Annotated in this window: 23 protein-coding genes; 1 reads left to right on the top strand and 22 read right to left on the bottom strand. The window is 38.1% G+C overall.

What is annotated here, in order from left to right; all coding sequences use genetic code 11:
- Positions 1 to 35 precede the first annotated feature (35 nt).
- From CWS20_RS03570 to CWS20_RS03535, 8 genes are all read right to left on the bottom strand, one after another.
- Positions 36 to 1,238 carry a CaiB/BaiF CoA transferase family protein gene (locus CWS20_RS03570; RefSeq protein ID WP_066200221.1) on the bottom strand — a complete coding sequence of 401 codons (1,203 nt, stop codon included), beginning with the start codon at positions 1,236 to 1,238 and terminating at the stop codon, positions 36 to 38.
- Positions 1,231 to 1,920 carry a GntR family transcriptional regulator gene (locus tag CWS20_RS03565; protein WP_241504135.1) on the bottom strand — a complete coding sequence of 230 codons (690 nt, stop codon included), beginning with the start codon at positions 1,918 to 1,920 and terminating at the stop codon, positions 1,231 to 1,233. Before CWS20_RS03565 ends, CWS20_RS03570 begins: the two co-directional genes overlap by 8 nt.
- A 139-nt stretch (positions 1,921 to 2,059) precedes the next feature.
- On the bottom strand, positions 2,060 to 2,545 hold the full coding sequence (locus CWS20_RS03560; protein WP_066200223.1) for a dihydrofolate reductase: 486 nt from the start codon (positions 2,543 to 2,545) through the stop codon (positions 2,060 to 2,062).
- Complete coding sequence (locus tag CWS20_RS03555) at positions 2,542 to 3,336, bottom strand: thymidylate synthase (protein ID WP_066200225.1); 795 nt, start codon at positions 3,334 to 3,336, stop codon at positions 2,542 to 2,544. Before CWS20_RS03555 ends, CWS20_RS03560 begins: the two co-directional genes overlap by 4 nt.
- Before the next feature lie 103 nt (positions 3,337 to 3,439).
- The gene (locus CWS20_RS03550; protein WP_066200228.1) at positions 3,440 to 4,141 is read right to left on the bottom strand and encodes an anthrax toxin lethal factor-related metalloendopeptidase; all 702 of its coding nucleotides are present in this window, start codon (positions 4,139 to 4,141) and stop codon (positions 3,440 to 3,442) included.
- A gap of 149 nt (positions 4,142 to 4,290) precedes the next feature.
- Positions 4,291 to 4,902 (bottom strand): TerD family protein, encoded by a 612-nt coding sequence (locus CWS20_RS03545; protein ID WP_066200231.1) that lies wholly within the window; start codon positions 4,900 to 4,902, stop codon positions 4,291 to 4,293.
- A 32-nt stretch (positions 4,903 to 4,934) separates the two neighbouring features.
- Positions 4,935 to 6,038 (bottom strand): toxic anion resistance protein, encoded by a 1,104-nt coding sequence (locus CWS20_RS03540; protein WP_066200235.1) that lies wholly within the window; start codon positions 6,036 to 6,038, stop codon positions 4,935 to 4,937.
- A 13-nt stretch (positions 6,039 to 6,051) separates the two neighbouring features.
- On the bottom strand, positions 6,052 to 7,683 hold the full coding sequence (locus CWS20_RS03535; protein ID WP_066200238.1) for a YceG family protein: 1,632 nt from the start codon (positions 7,681 to 7,683) through the stop codon (positions 6,052 to 6,054).
- Positions 7,684 to 7,937: 254 nt separating this feature from the next.
- Between CWS20_RS03535 and CWS20_RS27690 the strand changes: the two genes are divergently transcribed.
- Positions 7,938 to 8,189 (top strand): hypothetical protein, encoded by a 252-nt coding sequence (locus tag CWS20_RS27690; RefSeq protein ID WP_142385361.1) that lies wholly within the window; start codon positions 7,938 to 7,940, stop codon positions 8,187 to 8,189.
- Here the strand turns inward: CWS20_RS27690 and CWS20_RS03530 are convergent.
- From CWS20_RS03530 to CWS20_RS03465, 14 genes are all read right to left on the bottom strand, one after another.
- A complete protein-coding gene (locus tag CWS20_RS03530; protein WP_066200244.1) occupies positions 8,146 to 8,964 on the bottom strand; it encodes an HAD family hydrolase in 819 nt (272 codons plus the stop codon). The genes CWS20_RS27690 and CWS20_RS03530 overlap by 44 nt on opposite strands.
- On the bottom strand, positions 8,964 to 10,070 hold the full coding sequence (locus tag CWS20_RS03525) for a cysteine protease StiP family protein (protein WP_066200246.1): 1,107 nt from the start codon (positions 10,068 to 10,070) through the stop codon (positions 8,964 to 8,966). Before CWS20_RS03525 ends, CWS20_RS03530 begins: the two co-directional genes overlap by 1 nt.
- Positions 10,067 to 11,443, bottom strand: coding sequence for a phosphoribosyltransferase family protein (locus CWS20_RS03520; protein ID WP_083957459.1), 1,377 nt, complete (start codon positions 11,441 to 11,443; stop codon positions 10,067 to 10,069). The genes CWS20_RS03525 and CWS20_RS03520 overlap by 4 nt, the downstream gene beginning before the upstream one ends.
- Positions 11,358 to 12,581 (bottom strand): HpcH/HpaI aldolase/citrate lyase family protein, encoded by a 1,224-nt coding sequence (locus CWS20_RS03515; RefSeq protein ID WP_066200255.1) that lies wholly within the window; start codon positions 12,579 to 12,581, stop codon positions 11,358 to 11,360. Before CWS20_RS03515 ends, CWS20_RS03520 begins: the two co-directional genes overlap by 86 nt.
- A gap of 105 nt (positions 12,582 to 12,686) precedes the next feature.
- Positions 12,687 to 13,457 carry a TerC family protein gene (locus tag CWS20_RS03510; protein WP_066200258.1) on the bottom strand — a complete coding sequence of 257 codons (771 nt, stop codon included), beginning with the start codon at positions 13,455 to 13,457 and terminating at the stop codon, positions 12,687 to 12,689.
- Positions 13,458 to 13,728: 271 nt separating this feature from the next.
- Positions 13,729 to 14,313 carry a YpjP family protein gene (locus CWS20_RS03505; RefSeq protein WP_066200259.1) on the bottom strand — a complete coding sequence of 195 codons (585 nt, stop codon included), beginning with the start codon at positions 14,311 to 14,313 and terminating at the stop codon, positions 13,729 to 13,731.
- 21 nt (positions 14,314 to 14,334) lie between these two features.
- Positions 14,335 to 15,513, bottom strand: a complete 1,179-nt coding sequence (locus CWS20_RS03500; protein ID WP_066200262.1) for an LL-diaminopimelate aminotransferase — start codon at positions 15,511 to 15,513, stop codon at positions 14,335 to 14,337.
- A gap of 487 nt (positions 15,514 to 16,000) precedes the next feature.
- Positions 16,001 to 16,777: a class I SAM-dependent methyltransferase gene (locus CWS20_RS03495; protein ID WP_066200265.1), complete on the bottom strand. Its 777-nt coding sequence runs from the start codon at positions 16,775 to 16,777 to the stop codon at positions 16,001 to 16,003.
- Positions 16,778 to 16,880: 103 nt separating this feature from the next.
- Positions 16,881 to 17,315 (bottom strand): BrxA/BrxB family bacilliredoxin, encoded by a 435-nt coding sequence (locus CWS20_RS03490; protein WP_066200267.1) that lies wholly within the window; start codon positions 17,313 to 17,315, stop codon positions 16,881 to 16,883.
- A gap of 97 nt (positions 17,316 to 17,412) precedes the next feature.
- Complete coding sequence (gene ilvD / locus CWS20_RS03485) at positions 17,413 to 19,146, bottom strand: dihydroxy-acid dehydratase (protein WP_066200270.1); 1,734 nt, start codon at positions 19,144 to 19,146, stop codon at positions 17,413 to 17,415.
- Between the two features lie 479 nt (positions 19,147 to 19,625).
- A complete protein-coding gene (locus CWS20_RS03480) occupies positions 19,626 to 20,750 on the bottom strand; it encodes a conserved virulence factor C family protein (protein ID WP_066200273.1) in 1,125 nt (374 codons plus the stop codon).
- An 82-nt stretch (positions 20,751 to 20,832) separates the two neighbouring features.
- Positions 20,833 to 22,713: an ABC-F family ATP-binding cassette domain-containing protein gene (locus CWS20_RS03475; RefSeq protein ID WP_066200279.1), complete on the bottom strand. Its 1,881-nt coding sequence runs from the start codon at positions 22,711 to 22,713 to the stop codon at positions 20,833 to 20,835.
- A complete protein-coding gene (locus CWS20_RS03470) occupies positions 22,710 to 23,363 on the bottom strand; it encodes an HD domain-containing protein (RefSeq protein ID WP_326135067.1) in 654 nt (217 codons plus the stop codon). Before CWS20_RS03470 ends, CWS20_RS03475 begins: the two co-directional genes overlap by 4 nt.
- A gap of 266 nt (positions 23,364 to 23,629) precedes the next feature.
- Positions 23,630 to 24,148: a hypothetical protein gene (locus CWS20_RS03465; RefSeq protein ID WP_066200283.1), complete on the bottom strand. Its 519-nt coding sequence runs from the start codon at positions 24,146 to 24,148 to the stop codon at positions 23,630 to 23,632.
- Positions 24,149 to 24,210 lie beyond the last annotated feature (62 nt).

The following is a 24,210-nucleotide window of genomic DNA, read 5'->3' as shown; positions in this document are numbered from 1 at the left end:
CCAATTAAGAAAACGCTTACAAAACTATAAATCTCCTACAGCACTCCGTTTTTTTTCAGTTGAATGATTTTTTCTTGGCTAAAATTGAGATAGTCTCGCAAAATCTCTTCTGTATGTTCTCCAAGTGTTGGTCCTACCCATTCTATTTTTCCCGGCGTTTCCGTTAGCTTTGGTACGATTCCGGGAACTAATACTTTCTCTCCGTCTGGCAAAGTTACTTTTTGAAGCATGCCTCTGGAATGATACTGCTCATCCTTTACAATCTCTTTTATGCCATAGATAGGTGCTACAGGAACAGATGCTTGATCTAATATATTTTGTGCTTCAGTTAAAGAATGCTGCATCGTCCAATCCTCAATGACTTGATCAATAAACTCAACATTATCTGCTCTTCCTTGATTAGTGGAATATACTGGGTCCTTAGCTAAGTCTTCTCTTCCAATTGCTGTCATTAACCTTTCGAAAATACGATCTCCATTGCCGCCAATGACAATGTAGCTGCCATCGCCGCATTTATATGAATTTGAAGGTGCAATTCCTGGCAAAGTACTCCCTGTACGCTCTCGCACTGAACCTGTTAAATCATATTCAGGCAGAATTCCCTCAAGCAGACTAAAAACAGACTCATATAGAGCAACATCCACAATTTGACCTGTTGGATTTTTCGAATGATCACGCGCATAAATGGCCATCAATGTGCCAATAACTGCATATAGTCCTGCTACGATATCACCTAGCGCAATTCCAACCCTTACTGGGGGCAGGTCAGGATATCCTGTTAAATAGCGGAGGCCTCCGATTGCTTCGGCCACGCTGCCAAAGCCTGCTTTCTCACGATACGGTCCAGTTTGACCGTATCCTGAAATCCTTGACATGATAATATCCGGATTGACTTTTTTTAACTCATCTAACCCTAATCCCCACTTCTCCAATGTCCCAGGTTTGAAGTTTTCCAGTACAACATCGACATGCGCGGCCACCTGCTTTATGATTTCCTGCCCTTCCTCTTCACGCAAATTTACGGTGATTGATTTCTTATTTCTCGATTGAACATACCACCAGAGGGAGGTATCATGATGCATGACACGCCAGTTTCTTAATGGATCTCCCTTAGACGGCTCTTCCACCTTAATAACTTCAGCTCCAAATTCCGAAAATATTTTTCCTGCATAAGGAGCTGCAACTAAATTCCCCAATTCTAAAACGGTAATTCCTTCAAGTGGTTTTTTTTTATTCATCGCTCTCCCCCGCTGTTATATGGCTTTGTTTCATGAAAATTTGAAAATCGTTTTCTATATGCTTTTTCATCCATTCATGTGCTTTGTTGGAGTCCTGATTTAAAATAAATTCGTAGATAATCTGGTGCTCGTGCAATGCATGATTCATATGATGAGGGTTTTCATCTAAAATGGACTGCCGATAAAAACTATTGATGCCTCTAAATTGAGTAATCAGTGAAATTAAAAATGGATTTCCGCTCGCCTTTACAATTGATTCATGAAAATTTACATTTATTTCATGTATCATCTTTTTATTCGCCTGACTTGATCGTGCTGCCATTTGTTCAAGATTTAGCTGTATTTGCTCGAGCTGCTCCTCTGTTCGGCGCTTAGCAGCATAGAAGGCAGCAAGCGGTTCCATTTCAACTCTGCACTCATATAACAGTCGAAAATCATCAATAGAAGGCTTTACAACATTAACCCCACCAGAAGGATGGACATGCAATAATCCATCCTTCTCCAACATTCTTATCGCTTCTCGAATCGGACTGCGGCTAATATGGAGTTCTTCGGCAATCTTTCCTTCGATCAATCTCTCACCAGGCTTTAAGTTTCCGACTATTATTTCATCCTTTAGATAGGCATATACTTGTTCTTTTAAGGTTTTTCCCTTTTGAATTAACCGAGCGATTGCTTTCACCTCCTCAACTTGGTCGACGGTATACCAATTTTCTTTTTATATAATAATCAAAATATTCTTAAAATATAACCACTTCTTTAAAGGATCAAAAAAAAAAAAAAAACAGCTATTCTTTATGAATAGCTGTTTTATAGATGAATTAATTTCTTTCGTATATTTTAAACTCATAATCATAAGGGTTCTTTTCGTCCTTAATCCCTTTTTCATTTGAAATGTTTTTCCACTGACTTACATCAATTTCTGGAAAATAAGTATCGCCATCAAATTCTTCATGGATGACAGTCATATAGAGCCTATCTGCATATGGCAGGACAGCCTCATAAATTTCAGCTCCGCCGATTACAAATACCTCTTCATGTTTTTCTTGACTGTATGTGATTAATTGATGAATGGAGTTTAACACTGTTGCTCCAGAAGGAGAAAACTCTGTATTCCTTGTAATCACAATATTTTCTCTTCCTGGCAACGGTTTTCCAAGAGATAGCCATGTTTTGCGGCCCATTGCCACTGGATGGCCAAGCGTTGTTCTTTTAAAAAACTTTAAATCTTCAGGCAGATGCCATGGAAGCTTATTGTTCTTCCCGATTACTCTGTTTTCACCCATTGCCCAGATTAAGGAAATCATACACTGACAACTCCTTTAATATGCGGATGTGGGTCATATGATACTAATTCAAAATCGTCAAAACTAAAGCTAAAGATATCTTTAACTTCCGGATTCATTTTCAGTTTCGGTAATGGACGAGGGTCTCTTGTTAATTGGAGATTCACTTGTTCAATATGGTTTTGATAAATATGAACATCGCCAAATGAATGAACAAATTCACCGACTTCGAGATCACATACTTGTGCAATCATATGCGTTAAAATTGCATAAGACGCTATATTAAATGGCACACCGAGAAAAACATCTGCAGATCTTTGGTATAATTGGCACGATAATTTACCATCTGCTACATAGAACTGAAATAAACAATGGCAAGGAGAAAGAGCCATTTTATCTAAATCACCAACATTCCAGGCATTTATAATAAGACGTCTGGAATCCGGATTGGTTTTTATTTGATGAATTAGCTCGGAAATCTGGTCAATCGTTTGACCGTCTGCTCCAGTCCATGATCTCCATTGATGGCCATATACAGGACCTAAATCGCCGTTCTCATCCGCCCACTCATTCCAAATTCTCACGCCATTATCTTGAAGATATTTAACATTTGTATCTCCATTTAAGAACCAGAGCAACTCATGAATAATTGATTTTAAATGCAATTTTTTCGTTGTTACAAGTGGAAAGCCTTCTTGTAAATCAAAACGCATTTGGTAGCCAAATGTGCTGATTGTTCCTGTCCCTGTTCGATCTTCCTTTTTTACTCCATTTTGTAAAACATGCTCACATAGCTGTAGGTATTGTTTCATCATTTACACAACCTTTACTAAAAGTACTTGTTTGTTAAAAGTTTAACTTAATTAACCTAATAACGTAAATAACCTTATCCAATTTGATGATTATTTAAATTGCTTACTGTAGATTTTTTATGAAGTTAAACGTTTTTGGTGCATTTTCATACAGATGGCTCCTGCTCGCAGCGTTGTAAAAATAAAGCGCAAATGATTCTGCAAAGTATTCTTCTGGGAACGTTGCAAAATAAGCATGGCCAGGAAACAGCAATCCATGCTCTTCCTTCCAGATTGATTGAAATTGATGATTATATCTGATTTCCTTATAAACATGGCGTTCAATTGAATGAGCAAGTTCATGAAGTTCCAGGTTGACAGAACCATGCCCCATGCCTTTCTCACTAAATCCAATCTTCACTAATACCGTTTTCCCGCCACCTATTCCAGGCACTTCATCCCATGTAAGAGCAGATTCATATCCTCTCGGAATAATTCCCGCAAGATGGCGTGCAGTCGAATTTTCAGTTAATCTGCCAGAGAATAATTTAACTTTAATATTTTCATCTACTACTTTTGCCAGAAGCTCTTGTGGCAAATGGTCAATTGTGCTCACAATTTTTGCCGCTTCCTCTTCATCAAATGCATCTACCGGTAGCAGTATAATATTTCCGATTTCTTTAGCTGAACGTAAAACAGCATCTGATTTCAATATGGACGATACAGGAAAATCCTTATAGCGTACAGCGCCAATATCCGCTTGTGAACTACCCATCAACGCAAGAGAAGCAGTTAATATACTTAAGATCGATATCATTTTTTTCATTCCTGCTGCACTCCCCTTCGCTGATTTTCCTATGTAATTATTATTCTATAAAATTATAACATAGGAAAATGCGATTTCGGGAAATGGAAAAATATTATAAACGCAAAAAAAAAACTAGCTATTTAAGCAAATAGCTAGCCTTTCAAATCTTATGCGTAGGAACGAACAATTTCGCTTAAGCCAGGTGCTGTCGTGCCAGTTCCAACAGCTGCAAACTTCCAATCATTGCCGTGGCGGTAAATTTCGCCGACAACAAGACTCGTTTTGCCGCTATAATCTTCTGTTAAATTAAATTGAATCATTTCTTGTTTATTTGCTGAATTAACTATACGGATAAATGCGTTTTGTATCATGCCGAAATGCTGATTACGTTTAACACAATCATAAATATTAACGACAAAAACAAGCTTTTGAATATGTGCAGGCACTCTACTCAAATCTATTAAAATTTGTTCATCATCACCATCACCATCACCAGTTAAATTATCACCAGTATGTTGAATGCTTCCATCATTGCTCTTTAAATTACCAAAATAGACAACATCTTTATTGCTTTTTAATTTATCTCCCTCGCCAAGCAAGAGCACAGAAGCATCACAGTCAACATTTTGACCGCCTCCGCCTCCGAATATTGAGCTTAAAAAGCCGCCGCCACCTTTTGCTTGTACAGGATCCCAGCCTAAACCGACCATTATTTTTGATAAGCCAGGATTTCCTTTTGTTAAATCTACTCTTTGTCCTTTTTGCAGATTAATAGCCATCCTCATTCCACCTCATCTATTTTTTTCTCTTATTATCCTTGATTCTTCATTTTTCTAAAGTTATCTTGAAGCTGTTCCAATTTTTTTGTTCCTTCTTCACGAAGGCGGCGATTTTCATCTTCTATTGATTTCGTTTCTTGCATGCCTTTCATGATAATATCCCAGGACTGCTCAATCGTTTCAATTTTAATGCTCGGCCCTCCGGCTAAGCGCGCGATATCAGTACTTTGCTGAGAAATATTTTGAGCGTTCTTTAAGAGCATTTCATTTGTTCTGCGATCAAGCTCACTCATTGAATCGGCAACAAGCTTTTGACGTTTTGCTGCCATCGCTTGAATCAGACCATTTTTAAAGATCGGAATCGTTGTGACGAATGCAGAATTGATCTTCCCAATCAGCTTCGTGTTTCCTCTTTGCAGCATTCGGATTTGCGGAGCTGTCTGCAAGGAAACCATTTTTGCCATCTCTAAATCATAAACCCTTTGATCTAACAGTTCGACTGCATTCCTTAATGTATCCAGCTGCATAGTAGCCATTTGATCTCCTGCAGCTGCACGTGATTCCAGCTGAGGCAACTGATTTGCTTTTAGTTCATCTGACTTTAATTGGCCAGCAACAGCATATTTCTCCAGCGAAATATAGAACTCATAGTTCTCCTCATACATGCGGTCAAGTGTTGTTGTAGCTTCAACCATTTCACTTTGATATTTAGAAATCTCAATATAAATTTTATCAATTTCCTGACCCATTGTTTGATATTTGCCAAACAATTTCTCTACAAGCTTTTCTCCTTTTTTAAATAATTTGCCAAACAATCCCGGTTTTTCTTTTTCAAAATCCTTGGCATCAAACTTATCCATAATTTTTCCAAGCTGATTGAGAAGCTCCCCAGAATCTTCTACCTTCGTCGTTCTCATATTGCTTAGGATTTGATCGGAAAAACGAGAAATTTGCTCAGCCGGTTCTTTACCAAATTCAAGTATTTGTATTTGATCTCTTTCGTCAATCGATTTAGCTAATGATTGAACTTCAGTATTTTGACGAAGTGCCAGCTTTATTTCACTTGCACTTGCTTCTGTCAGCTTATCTTCAGGATTTGTTTTCATTAATTCTATATTTGTTTCTGCAGTATTCATCTACCTGACTCCTTTAAAATTTTTTAAATATTTTCGTTATCGCGTTTTTAAGGATGGAAGGTTCTTTATAGTTTTGTTCAAATACAACGTCCTCCAGCCAATGAGTATCATATAGCCGTTCATCAAGATAATTCTCCACATCATTATGGCCAGCAGGATTATAAATGATGATATCCACTCCAAATTGATTTAGTAACAGCAGCAACACAGCATCCGTTCTAGCCATTATACCGTCCAACTCATTATTGTAAATGATGAATTTAGGGACTTCCTGTGAGTAATCAAACTTTTGAAATAGCTGAATCATTTTTGGCGGAATTTGCATGCTTTGAGCAAATAAATAAGTTTTCAAATCCTCTTCTGTCTCGCTGCTCAGCGCCTTTAACAACGGCTTTTCACACATATGCCTAATTGCCATGGCAATTCCATTTTGCAAACCATTTGGTAAATGATTAAATTTCCAATAATGTGCCGCAAGCATTTTTTGCGGGTCTGGCAAGCCATCCCTATCAAGAGAGTTCCGATAGTGATACCTAAAGTCATTGTTGATGCTGTTTGAAAAAGGGAACCGCTGTACCATTAAGCAATTTTCATATTCTACAATTGTATGTAATCGGTCCCAATACTCTTTACGATTTTTACTCACACCTTGAATTTTAGAAAAAATGGCAGGAATCTTCACAGTTCCATCTTTTACTTCAAAATTGGGGCGAATCATCGCTTTTTCTTTAAGTAGAAGAAACAGTTCGTCGTACGTTGTTTTTAATGTTACCGATTCAGGAGTGTAGTCTCTTAGCTGCCACGGCTTATATAAGCCTGACCCTTCATGATTCAATATGGTTTCAATCTCTCTTGAAGCTCTATAGGCAACAGTTGCCTGCCTCCGCCTTCTCTCTGTTGGAAAAGGGTCAGCTTCCTTTTTATTTGGAAAAACATGCAGAAGCGAGTTTTCCATGGTTAGCATTGAATCGGAAAAGACATCTTTACCATTAGGAGAAACCACAATTAAATCACAGCCAAGCCTTTGTAAATAAAATAAAAAATAAAAATGAGTTTTTTTGAAATGGCCATACCATAGGAACTTCGGCAATGCATGATCAAGATTCGCTGATGTTAACTGTTCACCAAGATGGTTTTGTGACCATTTAATTGTATCCGTTAAAACTCTGCGTAATTCGTGGCTTTTCAGCCCCCCTGCCTCTTTATCTTCAAATAGTTTTAACATATCCATAAGCGCTTCTCTAATTTTTCTGTGAATGCCTGGATTATCGGACTTTAACAATAATCCATCTCCTTCTAGAAAAGCAACAAAGCGATTAATAGATAAATTTTGTTCACTATTAATATTCAACACTTTTTGAATGGATTGAAAATGTTTATTATCCATTGTTTTATCTAAATGATCTTCACTTAACAATTCAACGAAATTCACCTCATTATTAACGAGATCAAATAATGCATTAAAGTATTCATCCTCATCAAAAGGAAGGCCTAACAATCTGACATTTACTTGACTAAAGTGTAATGTACGATCTTTTACTTCGAACATCGGTCTTTTACTATTAGGCATATCCAGCTGTTGTCGATATGTTTCGAATGTAACTGGCATAAGATGATTTTTCAAATGACTATATGGAGCGTTCATAATCTTATCCCTTCCCTTTTAAAGCGAAAGATTTTCTTTGCAATTGACATTTGTATAAAAAATGGCAATTAAGAAAAGCTTATAATATTACAATAGTTCCCTTAATCATATCATACGAATTAACTAATTTCTTCTTTGTTTAATAATACGTTTTAACGATTGAAAAGGTTTCAAGCTTTTCACCAATCTCCTCACGCATGCATATAGTTTCAATATCTAATATTGGCTTGCCGGAGAAAAGGATGGATTATATTATGAGGTTATTATATAAAAGATCAAAGCTCCCTAATATTGAATACGAATTAGAGGAACTGCAGTCTGTATTAAGTTCTTATTTCTTTGTTTTTTTTGATTTGTTTTTTTGGTCGTTATTTATCTCTTTATTTTCTTTAACTGTTCACCAATCGGTGTTCACATTTTTCATCGTTTTCGGAGGATTTTTCCTATTCGGTATTGCACTATTCATTTTGCTTCATGTACTGATTGCTGACTCTGAAAAGCGATAAGCTGTTCTATCCTGCCAAGCATTTCCTCTGTTGCCTTAAACCCTTTTTCATTCGTCAATTGATAGGCTTTGTTTAAATGAGGATGATTGGCCAATTCTCCATGACTTGGAACAAAGGAAAAATCACACGCCTTTAAAAAGTCATGGTCCAGCAATGAATCGCCGGCACCGAAGGAAATGTCGATATTTTCTCTTTCCTTTATAAAATTTACCGCTTCCCCTTTACTAACTGAATAAGGAATAAAATATAGCTTTCTTCCCTGCAGAGATGTACGCCATCCGATATTATTTGCCATACTTGAAGCTTCTTCTAGCTGATGTTCCGCTAATCTTTCATCTAACAAATAATAAAAAAATAAATCATCCGCATCTTTTTGCCTTCCGTTAATCGTTAGCGGCTGCACCGCAAGCTTTATTTCCTGAATACTTGCACTCTCTTTCTTCATTCTATTTATCACAGTTTCCTGCCATTCCTTAAGTATGTCTCCTTTATAGAAAATATTTGCCCCATTTGTAGTAATTGCATATTTTAAAGGAATCCTTAAATTAATCCGATTAAACTGTTCAGGCGTTCGCGTAGTAACTGGAACGAATAGTGCCTGTTTAGCAATATGATGCAATGCTTCTATTGATTTATTTGTCATATAAGCCATCACTTGTCCGTCTTTATATTCCACAGAAGTAAGAAATGCATGCTTATCCTCATTAAATTCTGCTATCGCACGTTTTGAATAAATCAACGTCCTATCTAAATCTGCTGCAAATAAATTCTTCATCAGCTATTCACCTTTTTAATCAAGCCGCAGCATGTATAAGACATGTCTGGATAGTGCACAATTTCGACTCCACGCTCCCCAGCAAGCGCCTTTATATGACGGACATATGGGCTATTTTCATCCTTCATCAAGATCTTCCATGGAACTCTTCTAAGCAATACTCTAGTTGTCTCACCCACGCCAGGTTTAACATAATGAGAAGATTCGATGGAAAAATCATGTTGAATTTTTTTCACTTCTTCCATACCTTTGAATGATATGATTTGTTCAGCATTGATTAGATTCTCAGCCCCTTCTTCTGCTAGCTCATAGACGCCAGAAAATTCTTGTGTAATGATATCTAGAAACTCATTCGAAACATCATTTTTTTGTAAATTCTTATAAAATTTTGCGCCATGAAAATCGTGCTCAGAAATCATCCTGTCATTTAATACTGTACGGCTAATTAAACCTGAGACCGTTGAATTTAAACACGCGCTCGGGATAAGAAAGTCTTCCCTTGTCCCAAAAAGAGACGTACAATTTCCAGGATCAGCAAGCACAGCTAAAGTATCATCAAGCAATATTTTATGTTTTTCATAGAAACGATTGCATGCTTTAGTTAGCTCTATTGAAATAGCCCCTTTTCCGGTCCAGCCATCAACAAATTGTATGTTCTTTCCAGCATGTTTCTTTAAAATATATAATAAGGCATTTTCATCAATTCCTCTATCTCTAATAATAGAAAGACTGTAATGTGGAATGTCAATTTTATACTTTGCTGCAATATACCTCTTGATCATGATGCCAATAGGCGTCCCTGCTCGTGCTAATGAAACTAACACCGTGTCTTTACCTTTCAGCCTGTAAATCTGCTCAGAAACGATTCCAGTACATAAGGCTACTTTCAGCTTATATTCATGAAGTGTTTCATAAAACAGCTGAAGATACCCAGCAGGCGGCTGATATTCAATCGGCAACGATTCGCTATAATGCTGACCAGCTTGAATCGCTTTTTCTCTTTGCTCTGTTGCCCCTTCTAGATTGTAATCACTTAAATCCTTAAGCAGGAATACAACGTCATCCCTGTCATAAGATCCGAATTTTTGCTTTCCGATTGTATTCATTGTGCCGGTCCCCCTGTAAAATAAACCAGATTAATTTTACCGATAAATGTATGGGCCAGTTCCTCCAATAAAGGGGAAAGGGATCTTTTTGATATGAATCTCTCAAAAAAAATAAAAATGTCTTCATACTCGTGAGGAGGAATATTATAAACAAAATGACTGATTTCTTCATCTTCTGGATTAGGATAGGATAATCCAAATCTAGCACCATATCCTGCCTTATCTTCAATGTAGATGGGGCTTCTCGTCGTGCTTTGATAATATACGTCGTCTCCCATCATTGCCGCCAGTTTCATCGGCACATACATGAATTCACCTGTACCAAGACATAGCGTCTTTCCACCGTTTCTTCGCCCTTTTAATGTTGCTGCGATTTCAGTTAATTTTTCATGTATCATTTGATTCTCAGAGGAATGGAGCCCAAACCGTCCAGTTTCATATAAATATGGAATATTATTTTCCTGTCCACTAAGTGATTCAGAGGAATACTTCACGTTACTCAGTAAATGAGGAAACTCGGACTCGATAAATATTTCTTCTATTAACTGAGAGGTAGCTGGCTCATTGCATGAGGAGTGGTGATTTTTTACTGGCGGCTCACCGTCAACTTTTATCGTTCCGCTAAGCAGGCTTACATTGTTGATGGTTATATCTAATTCTTTTTCGAGTGATGTAAATTGATGTTTATGTTCCATTGTTCGCCAATCTAAGATTGAAACAACTGTATACGATTGGCGCGGATACTTGTCATGCAGCGACCGTATGATATTGATTGCTGTTTTCCCCGTCGTGATTTCATCATCCACTAAGATGATTTCTCTTTGATTATTTAATAATTTCTCATTTACATATGAACGGTGAGATGTGGCATGGGAATGCTCTTCTTCAAAATTTATAATCGACGGCAAACCCTTTATATTTTCTCTTGTTGTATGAAAAAAGTCAGCATGGTGGAATGATTGATAAAATGAGTGGCCTAATGCAGTAGCAGTTTCTGCAAATCCTATGATGACAGGATGGACCTCTTCATCTATAAAAGGTGAGTCCTTCAATTTAACATTATCCTTCAAAAGAGACTGTATGAATAGTTCCTTTCTGTCTGTATCTTTGTTATGCACTGCCTCCATATAACGGCTTGCTAAAATGAGTCCGATCGCCAATCCCTTTTGCGGTTGAATCGGAACATGCTTGCCTAAAACATTACTAACAAAAAGGAAGGATCGCTTCTTATTTATTCGTGCAGCCATTTTAAAAAGTCGCGCAGGATCAATACCATATGGATTTTCGTTAATTTGAATATGAACTTTCATTTGATTGAGAATGTCCAGTGTATATAACTGATTGTAGTAAGTCGATGTTTGTGTATTCATCATGAAGCACCCCATAAATTCTCGATTTTAATATCATTCTATTTGCCCAATAAAAATGCGGTTTAATTTCATTCATTTTATTTTGAAAAGCACTTTTTAACACGCCTTTTTCACCATTGGCCTGTTCTATAATATTTGCGGCATCTAGATATTCCTCATACGAGACTGCATTTAACGCCTGAACCGGTTTAATATGTGTAGGATGAATAATCGTTTTTCCGGTAATGCCATTCGTTATATCCATAAGAATCTCTTTTATTAAACCGTCCATTTGATTATTAATTAATTCCGAACGAATATTTACACCTGCTTCACCATAATGCTCTCTAAAAGGTGTTCTTCTTAATTGGGGCTTCAATATTCTTTCTTTTGAAGCAAAATGCTCCCAAACCGGACCAGAAACTACATAAGGTTGATCTGACCTTAGAAAAACATTCAAGATGTCAGCAATGCAATCATTAAGAATAGCGATATCATAAACCGTTGTATCGGTATTTCTTCTAATGCCATATAATCCACAAAAGTCGGTTGCGCCAATCCTCACATTTAAAATGATATCGTAAAACTCATCCAGTATCGATTTTATATGTATGAGTTCTTTCATTCTAGTTTCTTTATAAATAACGTTTCTTGTTTCTAAGATGGGCATCGCATATAGAGGATAGCCCTCCATTTTCAGCTCCATTAGTTGAGATAGGATTGATTTTCCTGTGGAAGCGGAAAATTTCGGAATGACTACACCAGTTAGTAAGCTCCACTCTTCACCCAATTTCTGGCGCAATCTTAATAATTGTCTGCCATCTCTTATGCGGATAAATAATAACGGCAGCTCCTCAATCGTAATGAAGCCTTTTTCAATATCTAAAACAAGCTTTTTTAATTCACTTTGTAATAGATTCTCAGCTACTTCCACCTCATTGTCACCAATGGCGTCTTCTAGACAAATGACAATTGATGTTAATCCAGCATGTTTTTTTGTCACTAAATCCTGTTGGATGTTCGGCCTTGTTGCTGGCATATATAGAGTCGCGCCCAATGCATAAGCTAATAGCTCTTTACCAGCATGCTTATCAAATGATTCAGGCTCCTTAAAAAACAGCTTCTCCTTGTCTTCAGCCGAAAGATCAACGAATAATTTCACGTACTCCCCTCCTAATGAACCATTTATTACCTGAAAAACATATCCTTTAGTATAAAAGAAAAGGGAGTGACAATTGTCAGTTCCCTTTTCCATAAGATGTTCCTATTAAATGCCTGTTGCTTCTTTTTTCTTGTTTCTTGCATGAATGATAAATGTAATTGCAAATACAATAACAAGGACAATAAAGAAATAAATATGATCAATATGAACGCCTGCAGCACTTAATAGCATTTTAAGTGCAATTAATAAAATGAGCACATAAGAACTTGTTTCTAATTCAGGTACACGGTCGATTAATTTTAAGAATACCCCTGCTACTCCACGCATCATAATGATACCTAACATGCCACCAACTAGAAGCACCCAGATTTCTTGGCTGACACCAAGAGCTGCCAGAATACTATCTATTGAGAAGGCAATGTCCATTAATTCAATGGCAACAACCGTTCCCCAAAAGGTTCCGAATAAACGAATGAGAAGGCCTCTTTGATTAATTCCTTTAAGTGCTTCTTCGTCTTCTGCTGCTTCTGCTTTCTTCTTATCGATGAAATATTTTATCGCTAGCCATGCTAGATATCCGGCTCCTAATACTTTAATCCACCAGAATTTAATTAAATAAACACCGACACCAATAGCTAGAAAACGGAAGAAATAAGCGCCTGCTAATCCATAAAATAATGCTTTTTTCCTTTGTTCAAGCGGAAGATGCTTAACCATCACTGCTAACACTAGCGCATTATCTGCTGATAGCAGCCCTTCCAAAATAACCAAGGTCCCGATCAATAACCAGTTTTCTGGCTTAGATAGGGCCTCGACCCACATATCCCAATTAAAAAACTGGGAATAAGTATGAATAATACCATCAATTATTGCCATGCGTGTAAGTTCCTCCTGAGCTCACGATTATTTATTTTTACTGAGACAGTTGTCTCGAACATCTATATCAATATACCAAGTTTTGGCTGCCTTTCATACAACTTTTTTTTCGCGAATGTGCAAAAATACTATCTACAGAATGGCAAACCACCCTTTTTTCATATTATATGTATTTTAAGCGAAGCCACTTTTGAAATTGATATATTTGATAAGTAATATACGGAATGGAAAATAAAAAGTTTCACTACTCAAGAAAAACTTTCTTCACTTATTAACTCATCCATTTTGGAGGAGTATTTTTATCCCAATATATAGACCCTAAATTATGATGTTCCTGAAATTGGTCATAATAAGTATGATAATGGAAATTAAACCAATGCCCTTGTTGCGGCGGGTTGTCCCTTCTTACATGGAAGCGAATAACATCTTGATTTTTTGTCTCATCCGCAATATGGAAAATTCTTTCAGATAGTCCAGCAGTTGCAGTTTCAGAGATTTTTAAGTTTACTAGTCTTTCCTGTGGATATTGAACAGCAACTTCTTCAATCGCCTTTTCAATATTTGGCAGAATGACTTCACTAAACTCTTCTTCTATTACTGGCTTAATCTTCATTCCAAATTTATCGAATGAATGCTGCTCTGCACTTTTTACCATTTGACTAATAAATGCCTCCTTGGAAATATAAGGTTCAACTTCTTCGATCTCATTTTCCGATTGATGATCAGCAAAGATTGTCTTCTTTGGTGACTTATCTGATTGCTGATTTTCGTGTAAGAAATCCTGTGATGGGGTAACCATTCCAAATGTCAAAATGGTTACCATAACAACTATTGATTTGCGCAGCCACTTAGGCATATAAGTCACCCCCTTAACGAATTAGCTTGATACCTTTGCTATAATCCCGCTTTCTTTAATTCTCTCAATTACTTCACTTAGCGTATCTTCTGTCTGCACGATACCCATTCTCACGTAGCCCTCTCCCCATTCGCCAAAGGCATTTCCTGGAGTAACGACAACATTTGCTTTTTCAATTAAATCCAGTGCGAACTGTTTTGATTGATAGCCCTCTGGAAGTCTCGCCCAAACAAACATAGACCCTTTCGGCATATCAACTTCCCAGCCGATTTCATTCAGCCCGTTTACAAATAAATCTCTTCTTGTTTTATATGCATGCCGTAGATTCTCCAAAAAATCCGATTCATCAGTTAACGCTTTCGCAGCAGCAAGCTGGATTGGATAAAAGACACCATAATCCAAATTGGATTTTAAGTTGCTTAATAGAGAAATCACTTCTTTATTACCAGCTGCATAAGCAACTCGACAGCCAGCCATATTGAAGCTTTTTGATAAGGAATTCATTTCAATGCCGACATCGATCGCTCCTTCAACTGATAGAAAGCTGATCGGCCTTTCCTCAAAATATAATTCTGAGTAGGCAAAATCGTGTAGAATAACGATATTATGCTCTTTTGCAAAGTTAATTGCCTCTTTAAAAAACGCTGCGGATGCAAGCGCAGGAACCGGATTACCGGGATAGTTAAGCACCATTAATTTCGCTTTTGCACACACCTCTGCTGGGATGTCTTCAAACCTTGGCAAAAAGTCATTCTCAACTTTTAAAGGCATGGGATATAATTGCCCGCCTGCTAAATTCACCCCGGCTTCATATGCTGTATAGCCTGGATCAGGCACGAGGACAATATCTCCTGGATCACATAAAACCATTGGCAGATGCACGAGCCCATCCTGTGAACCCATTAATAGAGAAACTTCCTTTTTTGAATCAAGCCTCACATCATAATTGCGGCGATAATACTTCGCTACGGCTTCATGAAATTCATTAACACCTTTTAAGGTATAACCATACAAACTTGGATTTCCGGCCATTTCGCTCATTGCATCTGTAATAAAAGCTGGTGGAGGAAGATCAGGACTACCTACACTTAGGTCAATCATTGAAATACCTTTTGAAATTTTTGAATGTTTAATCTCTGCTAGTTCTGAAAAGATGCTTTCCTGAAAGGATTGCATTCTCGATGCCATTTTTATATTCATGTTCGATTCCTCACAATTCTCTCTCTTATTCATCTATTCTACCATATTTTATCTAAAATATAGTATGATTAATGTATGTTTTTTGGGGCATATATACTGTAAAGGATGGTGAAGAATGTGGATACAAGCTGGTTAGTTGTTGCTGGAAGTCTTTTATTGCTTGCATACTTTATTTATCTGTCATTTGCTGATTAAGTTAGACATCTTTTGGATTCACCAAGTCATTTCCTTGAGTGGTTTTAATTACTTATATGATGATAACGAGCATTTATCAAAGCTCATTTCAGTTCGATTTGGAGTGTTTTGCTTCAAAAAATTCTATACCCTTCTTTTCGAAGCTAAAATGATTCAGCCTGTAGAGAAACTCATATTAAAACAATATGAGTTTCGGAGGCTTTCCGCGGGGCTAGAGGACAACTCTTCAAATCCAAATATATTTTCTTATTAACACTTTCGAAGGCATTCTGGGAATGAAGCTTAAATAGCGTCATTCTTTTTTTATTATTCCATAATGGAATTTAGCTGATTTTCTTTTTATTACTTCAAACGGAAATTTTTCAAATCTGCTGCTGCGAAAATGATCCTTTAAGACAACACGCTCTTTTGCTACGCGCATTGCTTCCCGCATCATGCTTTCTGTTAAGCCTTCTTGAACCGCATAGCTTCTTAAAGCATGAATTCCTTCAGATTCGGTAATCGTTGTTTCAAACATAGGATCGAAGTATACACAATCATAACTGAGATCAGGCAATTGCTGCAAATATGAAAGGGAAAGTGCGTTCATCACATTCACTCTTCTCAAAGCTTGATTCATGCTTTCATTTCCACAATCCCATGTTTGCAGCCCTTCTGAAACTATATAAGCAATCACTTTATTCCCTTCTATTCCTGTTACTAGCCCTTGCGCTCCCACTGCATAACTGGCAACAATACTATCTGAGGCGAGACCTAAAGTACAATCCAACAGACTCTTCCCCTTTTTTAAACCTGAGGCTTCAATGAATGGATCATACCCGCCGCTTTCTAAGCGCTTCAACCGGAACATTCCAGAACTCGGATGAAAAAAGAACGGCTGCTGCTCTCTCCTAGCATACAATTCAAGACGGTTTTTTCCTACGACAAGGCAGTCTGAATCCTGTTGTCTTTGCAGCTCCAGAATCGAATCTTTTCTGCGCGCTATATACTGGACGTTAAATGATTGTGCGATTTCCTTTGCTTCATTTATTTTCTCTCCATTTGTTCTTCCTGATGTCGTTACAAACATATTAACACCTACTTCGTTCAATTCGACTGATGATAGTTTATCATAGAATCGCTTTTATTGAACAAAAAAACAGCTAAGAAAATACTCTTAGCTGATTTCGTTTTTATAAGTTTTTGTCAAATGAATCAAGCAAGTTGTTCATAATTTCTTCCATTGAATGATCTTCAATATCATGACGTGGAATAAAGTGAACAACTTCTTTGCCTTTAAGTAGCGCCATCGATGGAGAAGATGGCTCAATTCCTACAAAATACTCTCTCATTTTTGCAGTTGCCTCTTTATCTTGACCGGCAAATACCGTTACAAGGTTAGCAGGTTTCTTTTCAGCATTCATCACCGCTTGAGTAACCGCTGGTCTAGCTAATCCTGCCGCACAGCCACATACAGAGTTAATAACAACTAATGTTGTCTCTTCTGCTTTTTCCATATACTGTTCAACTTCTTCATCTGTTGTCAGCTCCTGAAAGCCAGCTTGAACTAGCTCCGCACGCATCGGTTTTACTACTTGCTTCATATATTCATCATAAGCCATTGACATCGTCATCAACCTCCCTTTCTAGCTTTTGCACTGTTAGCATACTACAATTGAAGCTTGCTTTGCAATTACATCGAACAGGGGAGCAAATATCTGAGGATTAAACCTCAGATAATAATTCTTTTTTGTTAGATTGTAAACCTGCTTTTTCATCATCAAAGTAATCTGTTACAGCACCCTTAGAGGCACATGATACGACCCGAGCATACTTCGCTAATGCGCCTCGTCTTGGCAATGCTGGAGGTGTCCATGCCTCGCGTCGTTTAGCGAATTCCTCTTCTGATAACGCAACTGAAATTTCTTTTGTTTCACTATCAATTGTCACACTGTCTCCTGACTGGACCAGTGCAATCGGACCGCCAACCTGCGCTTCTGGTGCAATATGGCCGATTACAAAGCCGTGCGAGCCACCAGAAAAACGGCCATCTGTTAATAAGGCTACTGTTTCACCTAGCCCCTTACCAACTAAGATTCCTGAGATGGAAAGCATCTCCGGCATACCCGGCCCGCCTTTTGGCCCTTCATATCTAATGATTAACACGTCGCCGTCTTTAATTTCTCCATTTATCACCGCTTCTGTAGCTGTTTCTTCATCGTTGAATACTTTTGCTGGACCTGTCATTCGTTTAACTTTCAATCCCGATACCTTTGCCACTGCTCCATTTGGTGCAAGGTTTCCTTTTAAAACAACCAATGGGCCAGTTTCTCTTAACGGCTCGCTAACTGGACGAATAATTTCCTGGCCTTCCTGCAGTTCAGCCGTTTCTTCTAAGTTTTCTGCGAGTGTTTTACCAGTTACAGTTAGGCAATCACCATGCAGCAAGCCTTCCTTAAGCAGCATTTTCATAACAGATTGAACACCGCCAATATTATGAAGATCCTGCATTACATATTTACCGCTTGGTTTTAAATCAGCTAAATGTGGCACTTTTTCTTGCAATCGGTTAAAGTCATCAAGTGACAAATCTACTTCAGCCGCATGAGCAATGGCCATCAAATGTAGAACAGCATTTGTGGAACCGCCAAGTGCGTAAACGACAGTAATGGCATTTTCAAAAGCTTTTTTAGTTAATATATCACGTGGCTTTATATCTTGCTCCATTAGGCGATATACCGCTTTGCCAGCTTCATGGCAGTCATTGCGCTTCTCATCTGTTTCAGCTGGGTTCGAGGAGCTGCCTGGCAAGCTCATGCCAAGCGCTTCAATTGCACTCGCCATTGTATTCGCTGTATACATTCCTCCGCAGGAGCCTGAACCTGGACAAGCATGACATTCTATTTTCGTTAATTCTTGCTTGTCAATACTGCCGCCGTTATATTGGCCAACACCTTCAAAAACAGAAACGATATCAATATCTTCTCCTTTTAATTTACCAGGCTTAATTGTCCCTCCATAAACAAATAACGAAGGCAAGTTCATTCTAGCAATGGCAATCATGCAGCCCGGCATATTTTTATCACAGCCTCCGATGGCAACATATCCGTCAAGACATTCCGCCCCGACAACTGTTTCAATAGAATCAGCAATTAAATCACGGCTTGGCAAAGAATAGCGCATCCCTTCAGTTCCCATGGAAATTCCATCTGAAACTGTAATCGTATTGAAAATCATCGGTGCCCCGCCGGCAATCCGAGCTCCTTCCTTGGCTTTAACCGCGAGCTCATTAATATGTATATTACATGGTGTAACCTCACTCCATGTGCTTGCAATCCCAATCATAGGCTTCTTGAAATCCTCATCAGTAAAACCTACCGCTCTTAGCATAGCCCGGTTTGGTGCTCTTTTTTCATCTTCACTTATTGCATAGCTGCGTGTTCTCAAATCTTTCGACATGATCTGTTCCTCCCCCGGAATATTTTCTTTCAAATATAGACCTTTATTACGTGATTTGCAATAATTTTCGCTAAATTTGTATTATTTTTTACTTTAAAACGGTAAAACGTCTTATTGTAAAAGGATTTATCGGCGTTGTCATATGCTGAATAGGTTGATACGATTGGAGAAAGAGTTTTAGTTTAGTCGAAACTTGTATTTGATTTTATTCGGCAATTGGCGGCGATTGACGTTCTGTTCAGCGGAATAATTGCCGTTTTATTCTGCGATTGGGAGCGATTGTGTTCGGTTCAGTGGAATCAATTGCGGTTTATTACGCGATTGGGAACGATTGATGCTCGGTTCAGCGGAATAATTGGGGTTATTACGCGATTGGGAGTGATGTATGCTCGGTTCAGTGGAATATACACTTTTTTTCATAAATAATATATCCATACAGTAAAAAACCCCGCAGTTTGCCTGCAGGGCTTCATGATGATTTAGTTTTTTCTTGATTCGGTCATTTGTTTCCAAACAGAGCCTTTTGCTTCTTCGCCTTGTTCGATTCGTTCGATAGCCAGTTTAATTTGCAGGCTTACTTCGAACTCATCATCATTCTCGGCAGCTTTCAATGCTGGCAAAGCGGTTTCGTCGCCGACTTCATATAAAAACATGGCGGCTCTCCAGCGAACGAGTTTGCTTTTATCAGCTAGTGCTTCCATCATTTCTGGCATCGCCTCTTTAAAGCCTAAATCAGATAAACAGTCGCCTGCAGTACGTCTTACCGTAACTGTTTTATCTTTTAAAGCTTTATAAAGATATGGAAGAACTTTAGGATCTTCTATCATTCCTAAATAAACTGTTGATAATCTTCTAATTGAAGCTTTTTCATCTTCCAGTGCTTTATCAAGCAGGGGCAAATCCTCCAAAGTGGGATCGTCCATTTGTTCAAGCTTTTGATAACGTATGCGCCAGTCTTCGTCTTCTAAGTCTTGAGGAGTTAATTTTAACCGCTGCTTTTGCTTAGTTTCTTCAGCAATTTCCGGATTGTTTGCTGCTTGAACTAAGCTTTTTACCCGAGTTTCCGGATAAGCGGCTAACAATTCATCGATCACTTCTTTACCTACTTGATCAAACTCTCCATATCTTACGCCAAGCTCTTTCCACTTTCTGACCATGACCACATTATCATCAGGGTTTTGCGACTCGGCTACTGCTTTGACATACATGTCAGGTAAACCGAAGCGTTTCTCTTCTGTTCCATCGGTTAATTTAACTTGCATAGGAATACCTTTATATATTTGCACAAAAGCTTGCACTTCTCCAAAGTGCTCATCTATTTCACTACGGGCTTGGCTTTCTTCTCCATCTTCGCCAAAAGCACTTCTCACTTGGGGAAGGAGCTCTTTCCAATCGTATCTGGCATTTCTTTCAACTGCCAGGAAGTCAGCAACGTGATAAACACCTTTTATTCCTTCAATTTCTAGAATATCTTTAATGACTTGCGGCGCACCTTCACAGTTATCCGCTTTATAGTTATTGCTTGTACCCATCGGCAATTCCTTATCTAGGATTACCTTCATCGTATTCGGACTAGGGGTAGGCTCTATCGCTTTTATTATCACTGTTCTCACCCTTTACTACATATGTTCAAAGATAGTCTTATTTTAACATACCGGTTGCGTTGTATCATTTAATCAGCTTATTTTAAGCATCTGCCAGATCTGATAGATAACTCCAGCGCTCGATTAAATGTTCCAATTCTTCATTCAGCTTTGTTTGCTCATCCATTAATGCTTGCGCTTTTTCAAAATCACTGCCGATATTCTCCATTTCAGCTGCGATTTCTTCGAGCCTCTCCTCAGCAGAAGATATTTTCTCATCAATCTGTTCCCATTCACGTGATTCATTATAGGACATTCTTTTTTTCTTTTGCTTCGGCTGGTTTGCCGGTTTAGGCTGGACACTTTTCTCAGCAGTTTGCGAGTCGGTCTTTTCCTTCTCCAGATAATCCGTATAGTTCCCGAAAAATGATGAAATCTTACCACCGCCATGTAATATTAAAAGCTGGCCTGCCACTTTATCGAGGAAATACCGGTCATGGGAAACGGTAATGACTACTCCGGGAAAATCATCTAAGTAATCCTCTAGAACAGTAAGAGTCTGTGTATCCAGATTATTTGTCGGCTCATCTAGCAAAAGAACATTTGGAGAAGACATTAAAATCTTCAATAAATATAATCTTCGTTTTTCTCCTCCTGACAGCTTTCTTATTAATGTGCCGTGTGTATAAGGAGGAAAGAGGAAGCGTTCGAGCATTTGCGCTGCAGAGATTGTTTTTCCATCTGATGTTTCAACTACTTCAGCCGTCTCTTTTAAATACTCGATCATTCGCTTATTATCATCCATATCTTCACTTTCTTGCGTGTAATAAGCAATCTTGACTGTTTGTCCAATAATTCTTTCACCGGAATCCAGCGGAATTTTCCCTGCTAATATATTCAATAAAGTAGATTTGCCTGATCCATTTCGGCCGATGATGCCTATTCGATCTCCAGGCTTAATCAATAAATCATAATCTTCGAGGATCGTTTGGTTTTGATACGCTTTATTGGCATCCTTTAACTCAAACACCTGCTTGCCTAATCGGCTTCCGCTTAAAGACATATCAAGCTTTTCCGCTTGCTTCACGTTTGCGAGGCGATCATCTAATTGTTCGAATCTGTCAATTCTAGCTTTTTGTTTCGTCGTTCTCGCCTTCGCACCACGACGGATCCATTCTAATTCTCTTCGGTATAGGTTTCTTTGTTTATCGATTGTAGCGGCCATATTCTCTTCACGAACTGCTTTCGCTTCTAAAAATGCCGCATAATTCCCTTTATAGCTATACAGCTCGCCGGAATCAAGCTCAAACATCCGGTTAGTGACACGATCTAGAAAATAGCGATCATGGGTTACTAGCAATAACGCACCGCTGTATCTTGACAGGTAATCCTCAAGCCATTTCACCGATTCATAATCAAGATGATTTGTAGGCTCATCAAGAATAAGAAGATCAGCCGATTGGATCAAGCTTTGAGCAAGCGCAACCCGCTTTTTCTGTCCACCAGACAATTCGCCAATTCTTTTATTCACATCGGTAATGCCCAATTTTGTTAGAATTGTTTTCGCATTCGTACTTGCTTCCCAGCCATTTGATGCATCCAATTTTTTTTGCAGTTCAAATAGCTTTTCTTGTATGCTCTTTTGATCTGGATTTGTGTTAAGCTCAATTAAAGTTTGTTCATATTCTCTCAGCAAAACAAGGATTGGCGCTTCCCCGGCAAAAACCTGTTCCAGCACAGTTAAGCTTTCTTCCAATTGAGGTTCCTGTTCAGAGTAAGCAATCGAATAATCTTTTGGAGCAATAATCTCGCCGGAATCAGGTGTATCTATTCCTGCAACAATTTTTAATAGCGAGGATTTACCTGTACCGTTTACACCAATTAACCCTACACGATCCTTTTCGGCGATCGTGAAGGAAATGCCGGTGAATAATTCCTTTTCTCCATATGTTTTTGCTATATTCTCAAGTGTGATCATATTCATTTTTGACCATTCCATTCTTTAAAAAATTCGTCTAAAAAAGCTTCCATAAACAGATGGCGGTCATTCGCCAGCCTCTTTGCTGTATTTGTATGAAGCAAATCTTTTAGCTTTAAAAGTTTTTCATAAAAATGATTAATTGCAGAAGACTTCCCTGTCCGGTACTCTGCTTCATTCATTGCAGTTCTCACTGGAAGATCCGGATTATATATCTCTTGACCTGATGCTCCTGAATAAGCGAAAGCTCTAGCAATCCCTATCGCACCCATTGCGTCCAGTCGGTCTGCATCTTGAACGATTTGTGCCTCAATGCTTAGCTTAGAATAAGCCTTGCCACCTTTAAAGGAAACTGTTGAAATACAAGATATAATTTCCTGTTTTACCTTTTGCTCAAGATGGAGGGATTCAAGAAAATTATTTAGCCGCTGATCCCCTTCCTCTTTCGATTGGTTCAGCTTTTCATCAGGAATATCGTGTAATAATGCAGACATTTCAATAATAAATTTGTTACCGCTCTGCTCTTGCTCCTTTATGTAAAGTGCTGAATTTCTCACCCTGCTGATATGATGCCAATCATGGCCGGTTGTATCCTGATTGTGGAATGTTTTCACAAACTGTTCAGCTCTTTTTATATATTGCTTTTCATTCATCATGAACACCTGCTTATTGTTTCTAACACCTAATTGTAACATGAAGAATATTTTCATTAAATCTTAATAATGCAGAAAAAAGCGCCGTTGACAAATTGACCGAACGAAATTTCAATGGAATTTAGAGAGACTTACCGCTCGACTCCTCCGGGAGAGAAGCGAAAATCCGAGCTTCTTTTTTAAAAAGAATGAGTTTGTCTGCAGCCTAGATTAGACTGCGGACAAACTCATATCATTTTTAACATCAAGCAACCTGGTTAAACCACTGATTATTCGATTACCTTGCTTAATTGCTTTAAAGTTTCGCGCATATGCTCAACCATCACAAGTAAATCATCCATTTGGTCTTCATAGATAAGACGGTTAAATGAAACAGTCATTTCATTTTCAACTTCATGTTTATCTTTCGTATTATATTTTATGATTTGGTTCACAGTTCTAGATACTCCCCAAATGTTAGAGACCACTGCTTTCGTGCTTTCCATTAGTTTCATGTCATCTTTATGCTTCAAGACAAAGCGGAGGAACAGCTTGCAGCCCGCTTCATTTTCATTGCTATGTACAGGTAAAAGCTCGGCAGCTAATTGTTTTAAATCAGCTTTTAACACAATCTGACAATATAGTCTCTCATCACTTTCTATAAACGTTAATTCATACTGACGAGACAACTTCGATGTATTCACAATATCGTTTCTATCAATAATACTAATTTCTCCAATTAAATCATAATCATATAAATGCCCTTCTAGTACGACCTTCATATTTTCAAAAGCTGTTGGATCAAACATTGCTTCATTCCCTCTTTAAGAAAAGCGCAAGCGCCTTGCTCACTCACGACAAGCACGAGCCT

This window comes from Cytobacillus horneckiae (assembly GCF_002835735.1).
GTDB lineage: Bacteria > Bacillota > Bacilli > Bacillales > Cytobacillaceae > Cytobacillus > Cytobacillus horneckiae.
This window is presented reverse-complemented; position numbering and strand designations above follow the sequence as displayed.

What these genes read in the sequence shown, in the direction of transcription:
- CWS20_RS03570 (WP_066200221.1), bottom strand. Translation starts at nt 1,238, where the DNA reads ATGAATAAAAAAAAACCACTTGAAGGAATTACCGTTTTAGAATTGGGG.
- CWS20_RS03560 (WP_066200223.1), bottom strand. Translation starts at nt 2,545, where the DNA reads ATGATTTCCTTAATCTGGGCAATGGGTGAAAACAGAGTAATCGGGAAG.
- CWS20_RS03555 (WP_066200225.1), bottom strand. Translation starts at nt 3,336, where the DNA reads ATGAAACAATACCTACAGCTATGTGAGCATGTTTTACAAAATGGAGTA.
- CWS20_RS03550 (WP_066200228.1), bottom strand. Translation starts at nt 4,141, where the DNA reads ATGAAAAAAATGATATCGATCTTAAGTATATTAACTGCTTCTCTTGCG.
- CWS20_RS03545 (WP_066200231.1), bottom strand. Translation starts at nt 4,902, where the DNA reads ATGGCTATTAATCTGCAAAAAGGACAAAGAGTAGATTTAACAAAAGGA.
- CWS20_RS03540 (WP_066200235.1), bottom strand. Translation starts at nt 6,038, where the DNA reads ATGAATACTGCAGAAACAAATATAGAATTAATGAAAACAAATCCTGAA.
- CWS20_RS03535 (WP_066200238.1), bottom strand. Translation starts at nt 7,683, where the DNA reads ATGAACGCTCCATATAGTCATTTGAAAAATCATCTTATGCCAGTTACA.
- CWS20_RS27690 (WP_142385361.1), top strand. Translation starts at nt 7,938, where the DNA reads ATGAGGTTATTATATAAAAGATCAAAGCTCCCTAATATTGAATACGAA.
- CWS20_RS03530 (WP_066200244.1), bottom strand. Translation starts at nt 8,964, where the DNA reads ATGAAGAATTTATTTGCAGCAGATTTAGATAGGACGTTGATTTATTCA.
- CWS20_RS03525 (WP_066200246.1), bottom strand. Translation starts at nt 10,070, where the DNA reads ATGAATACAATCGGAAAGCAAAAATTCGGATCTTATGACAGGGATGAC.
- CWS20_RS03520 (WP_083957459.1), bottom strand. Translation starts at nt 11,443, where the DNA reads ATGATGAATACACAAACATCGACTTACTACAATCAGTTATATACACTG.
- CWS20_RS03510 (WP_066200258.1), bottom strand. Translation starts at nt 13,457, where the DNA reads ATGGCAATAATTGATGGTATTATTCATACTTATTCCCAGTTTTTTAAT.
- CWS20_RS03505 (WP_066200259.1), bottom strand. Translation starts at nt 14,313, where the DNA reads ATGCCTAAGTGGCTGCGCAAATCAATAGTTGTTATGGTAACCATTTTG.
- CWS20_RS03500 (WP_066200262.1), bottom strand. Translation starts at nt 15,513, where the DNA reads ATGAATATAAAAATGGCATCGAGAATGCAATCCTTTCAGGAAAGCATC.
- CWS20_RS03495 (WP_066200265.1), bottom strand. Translation starts at nt 16,777, where the DNA reads ATGTTTGTAACGACATCAGGAAGAACAAATGGAGAGAAAATAAATGAA.
- CWS20_RS03490 (WP_066200267.1), bottom strand. Translation starts at nt 17,315, where the DNA reads ATGTCAATGGCTTATGATGAATATATGAAGCAAGTAGTAAAACCGATG.
- ilvD (WP_066200270.1), bottom strand. Translation starts at nt 19,146, where the DNA reads ATGTCGAAAGATTTGAGAACACGCAGCTATGCAATAAGTGAAGATGAA.
- CWS20_RS03475 (WP_066200279.1), bottom strand. Translation starts at nt 22,713, where the DNA reads ATGAATATGATCACACTTGAGAATATAGCAAAAACATATGGAGAAAAG.
- CWS20_RS03470 (WP_326135067.1), bottom strand. Translation starts at nt 23,363, where the DNA reads ATGATGAATGAAAAGCAATATATAAAAAGAGCTGAACAGTTTGTGAAA.
- CWS20_RS03465 (WP_066200283.1), bottom strand. Translation starts at nt 24,148, where the DNA reads ATGTTTGATCCAACAGCTTTTGAAAATATGAAGGTCGTACTAGAAGGG.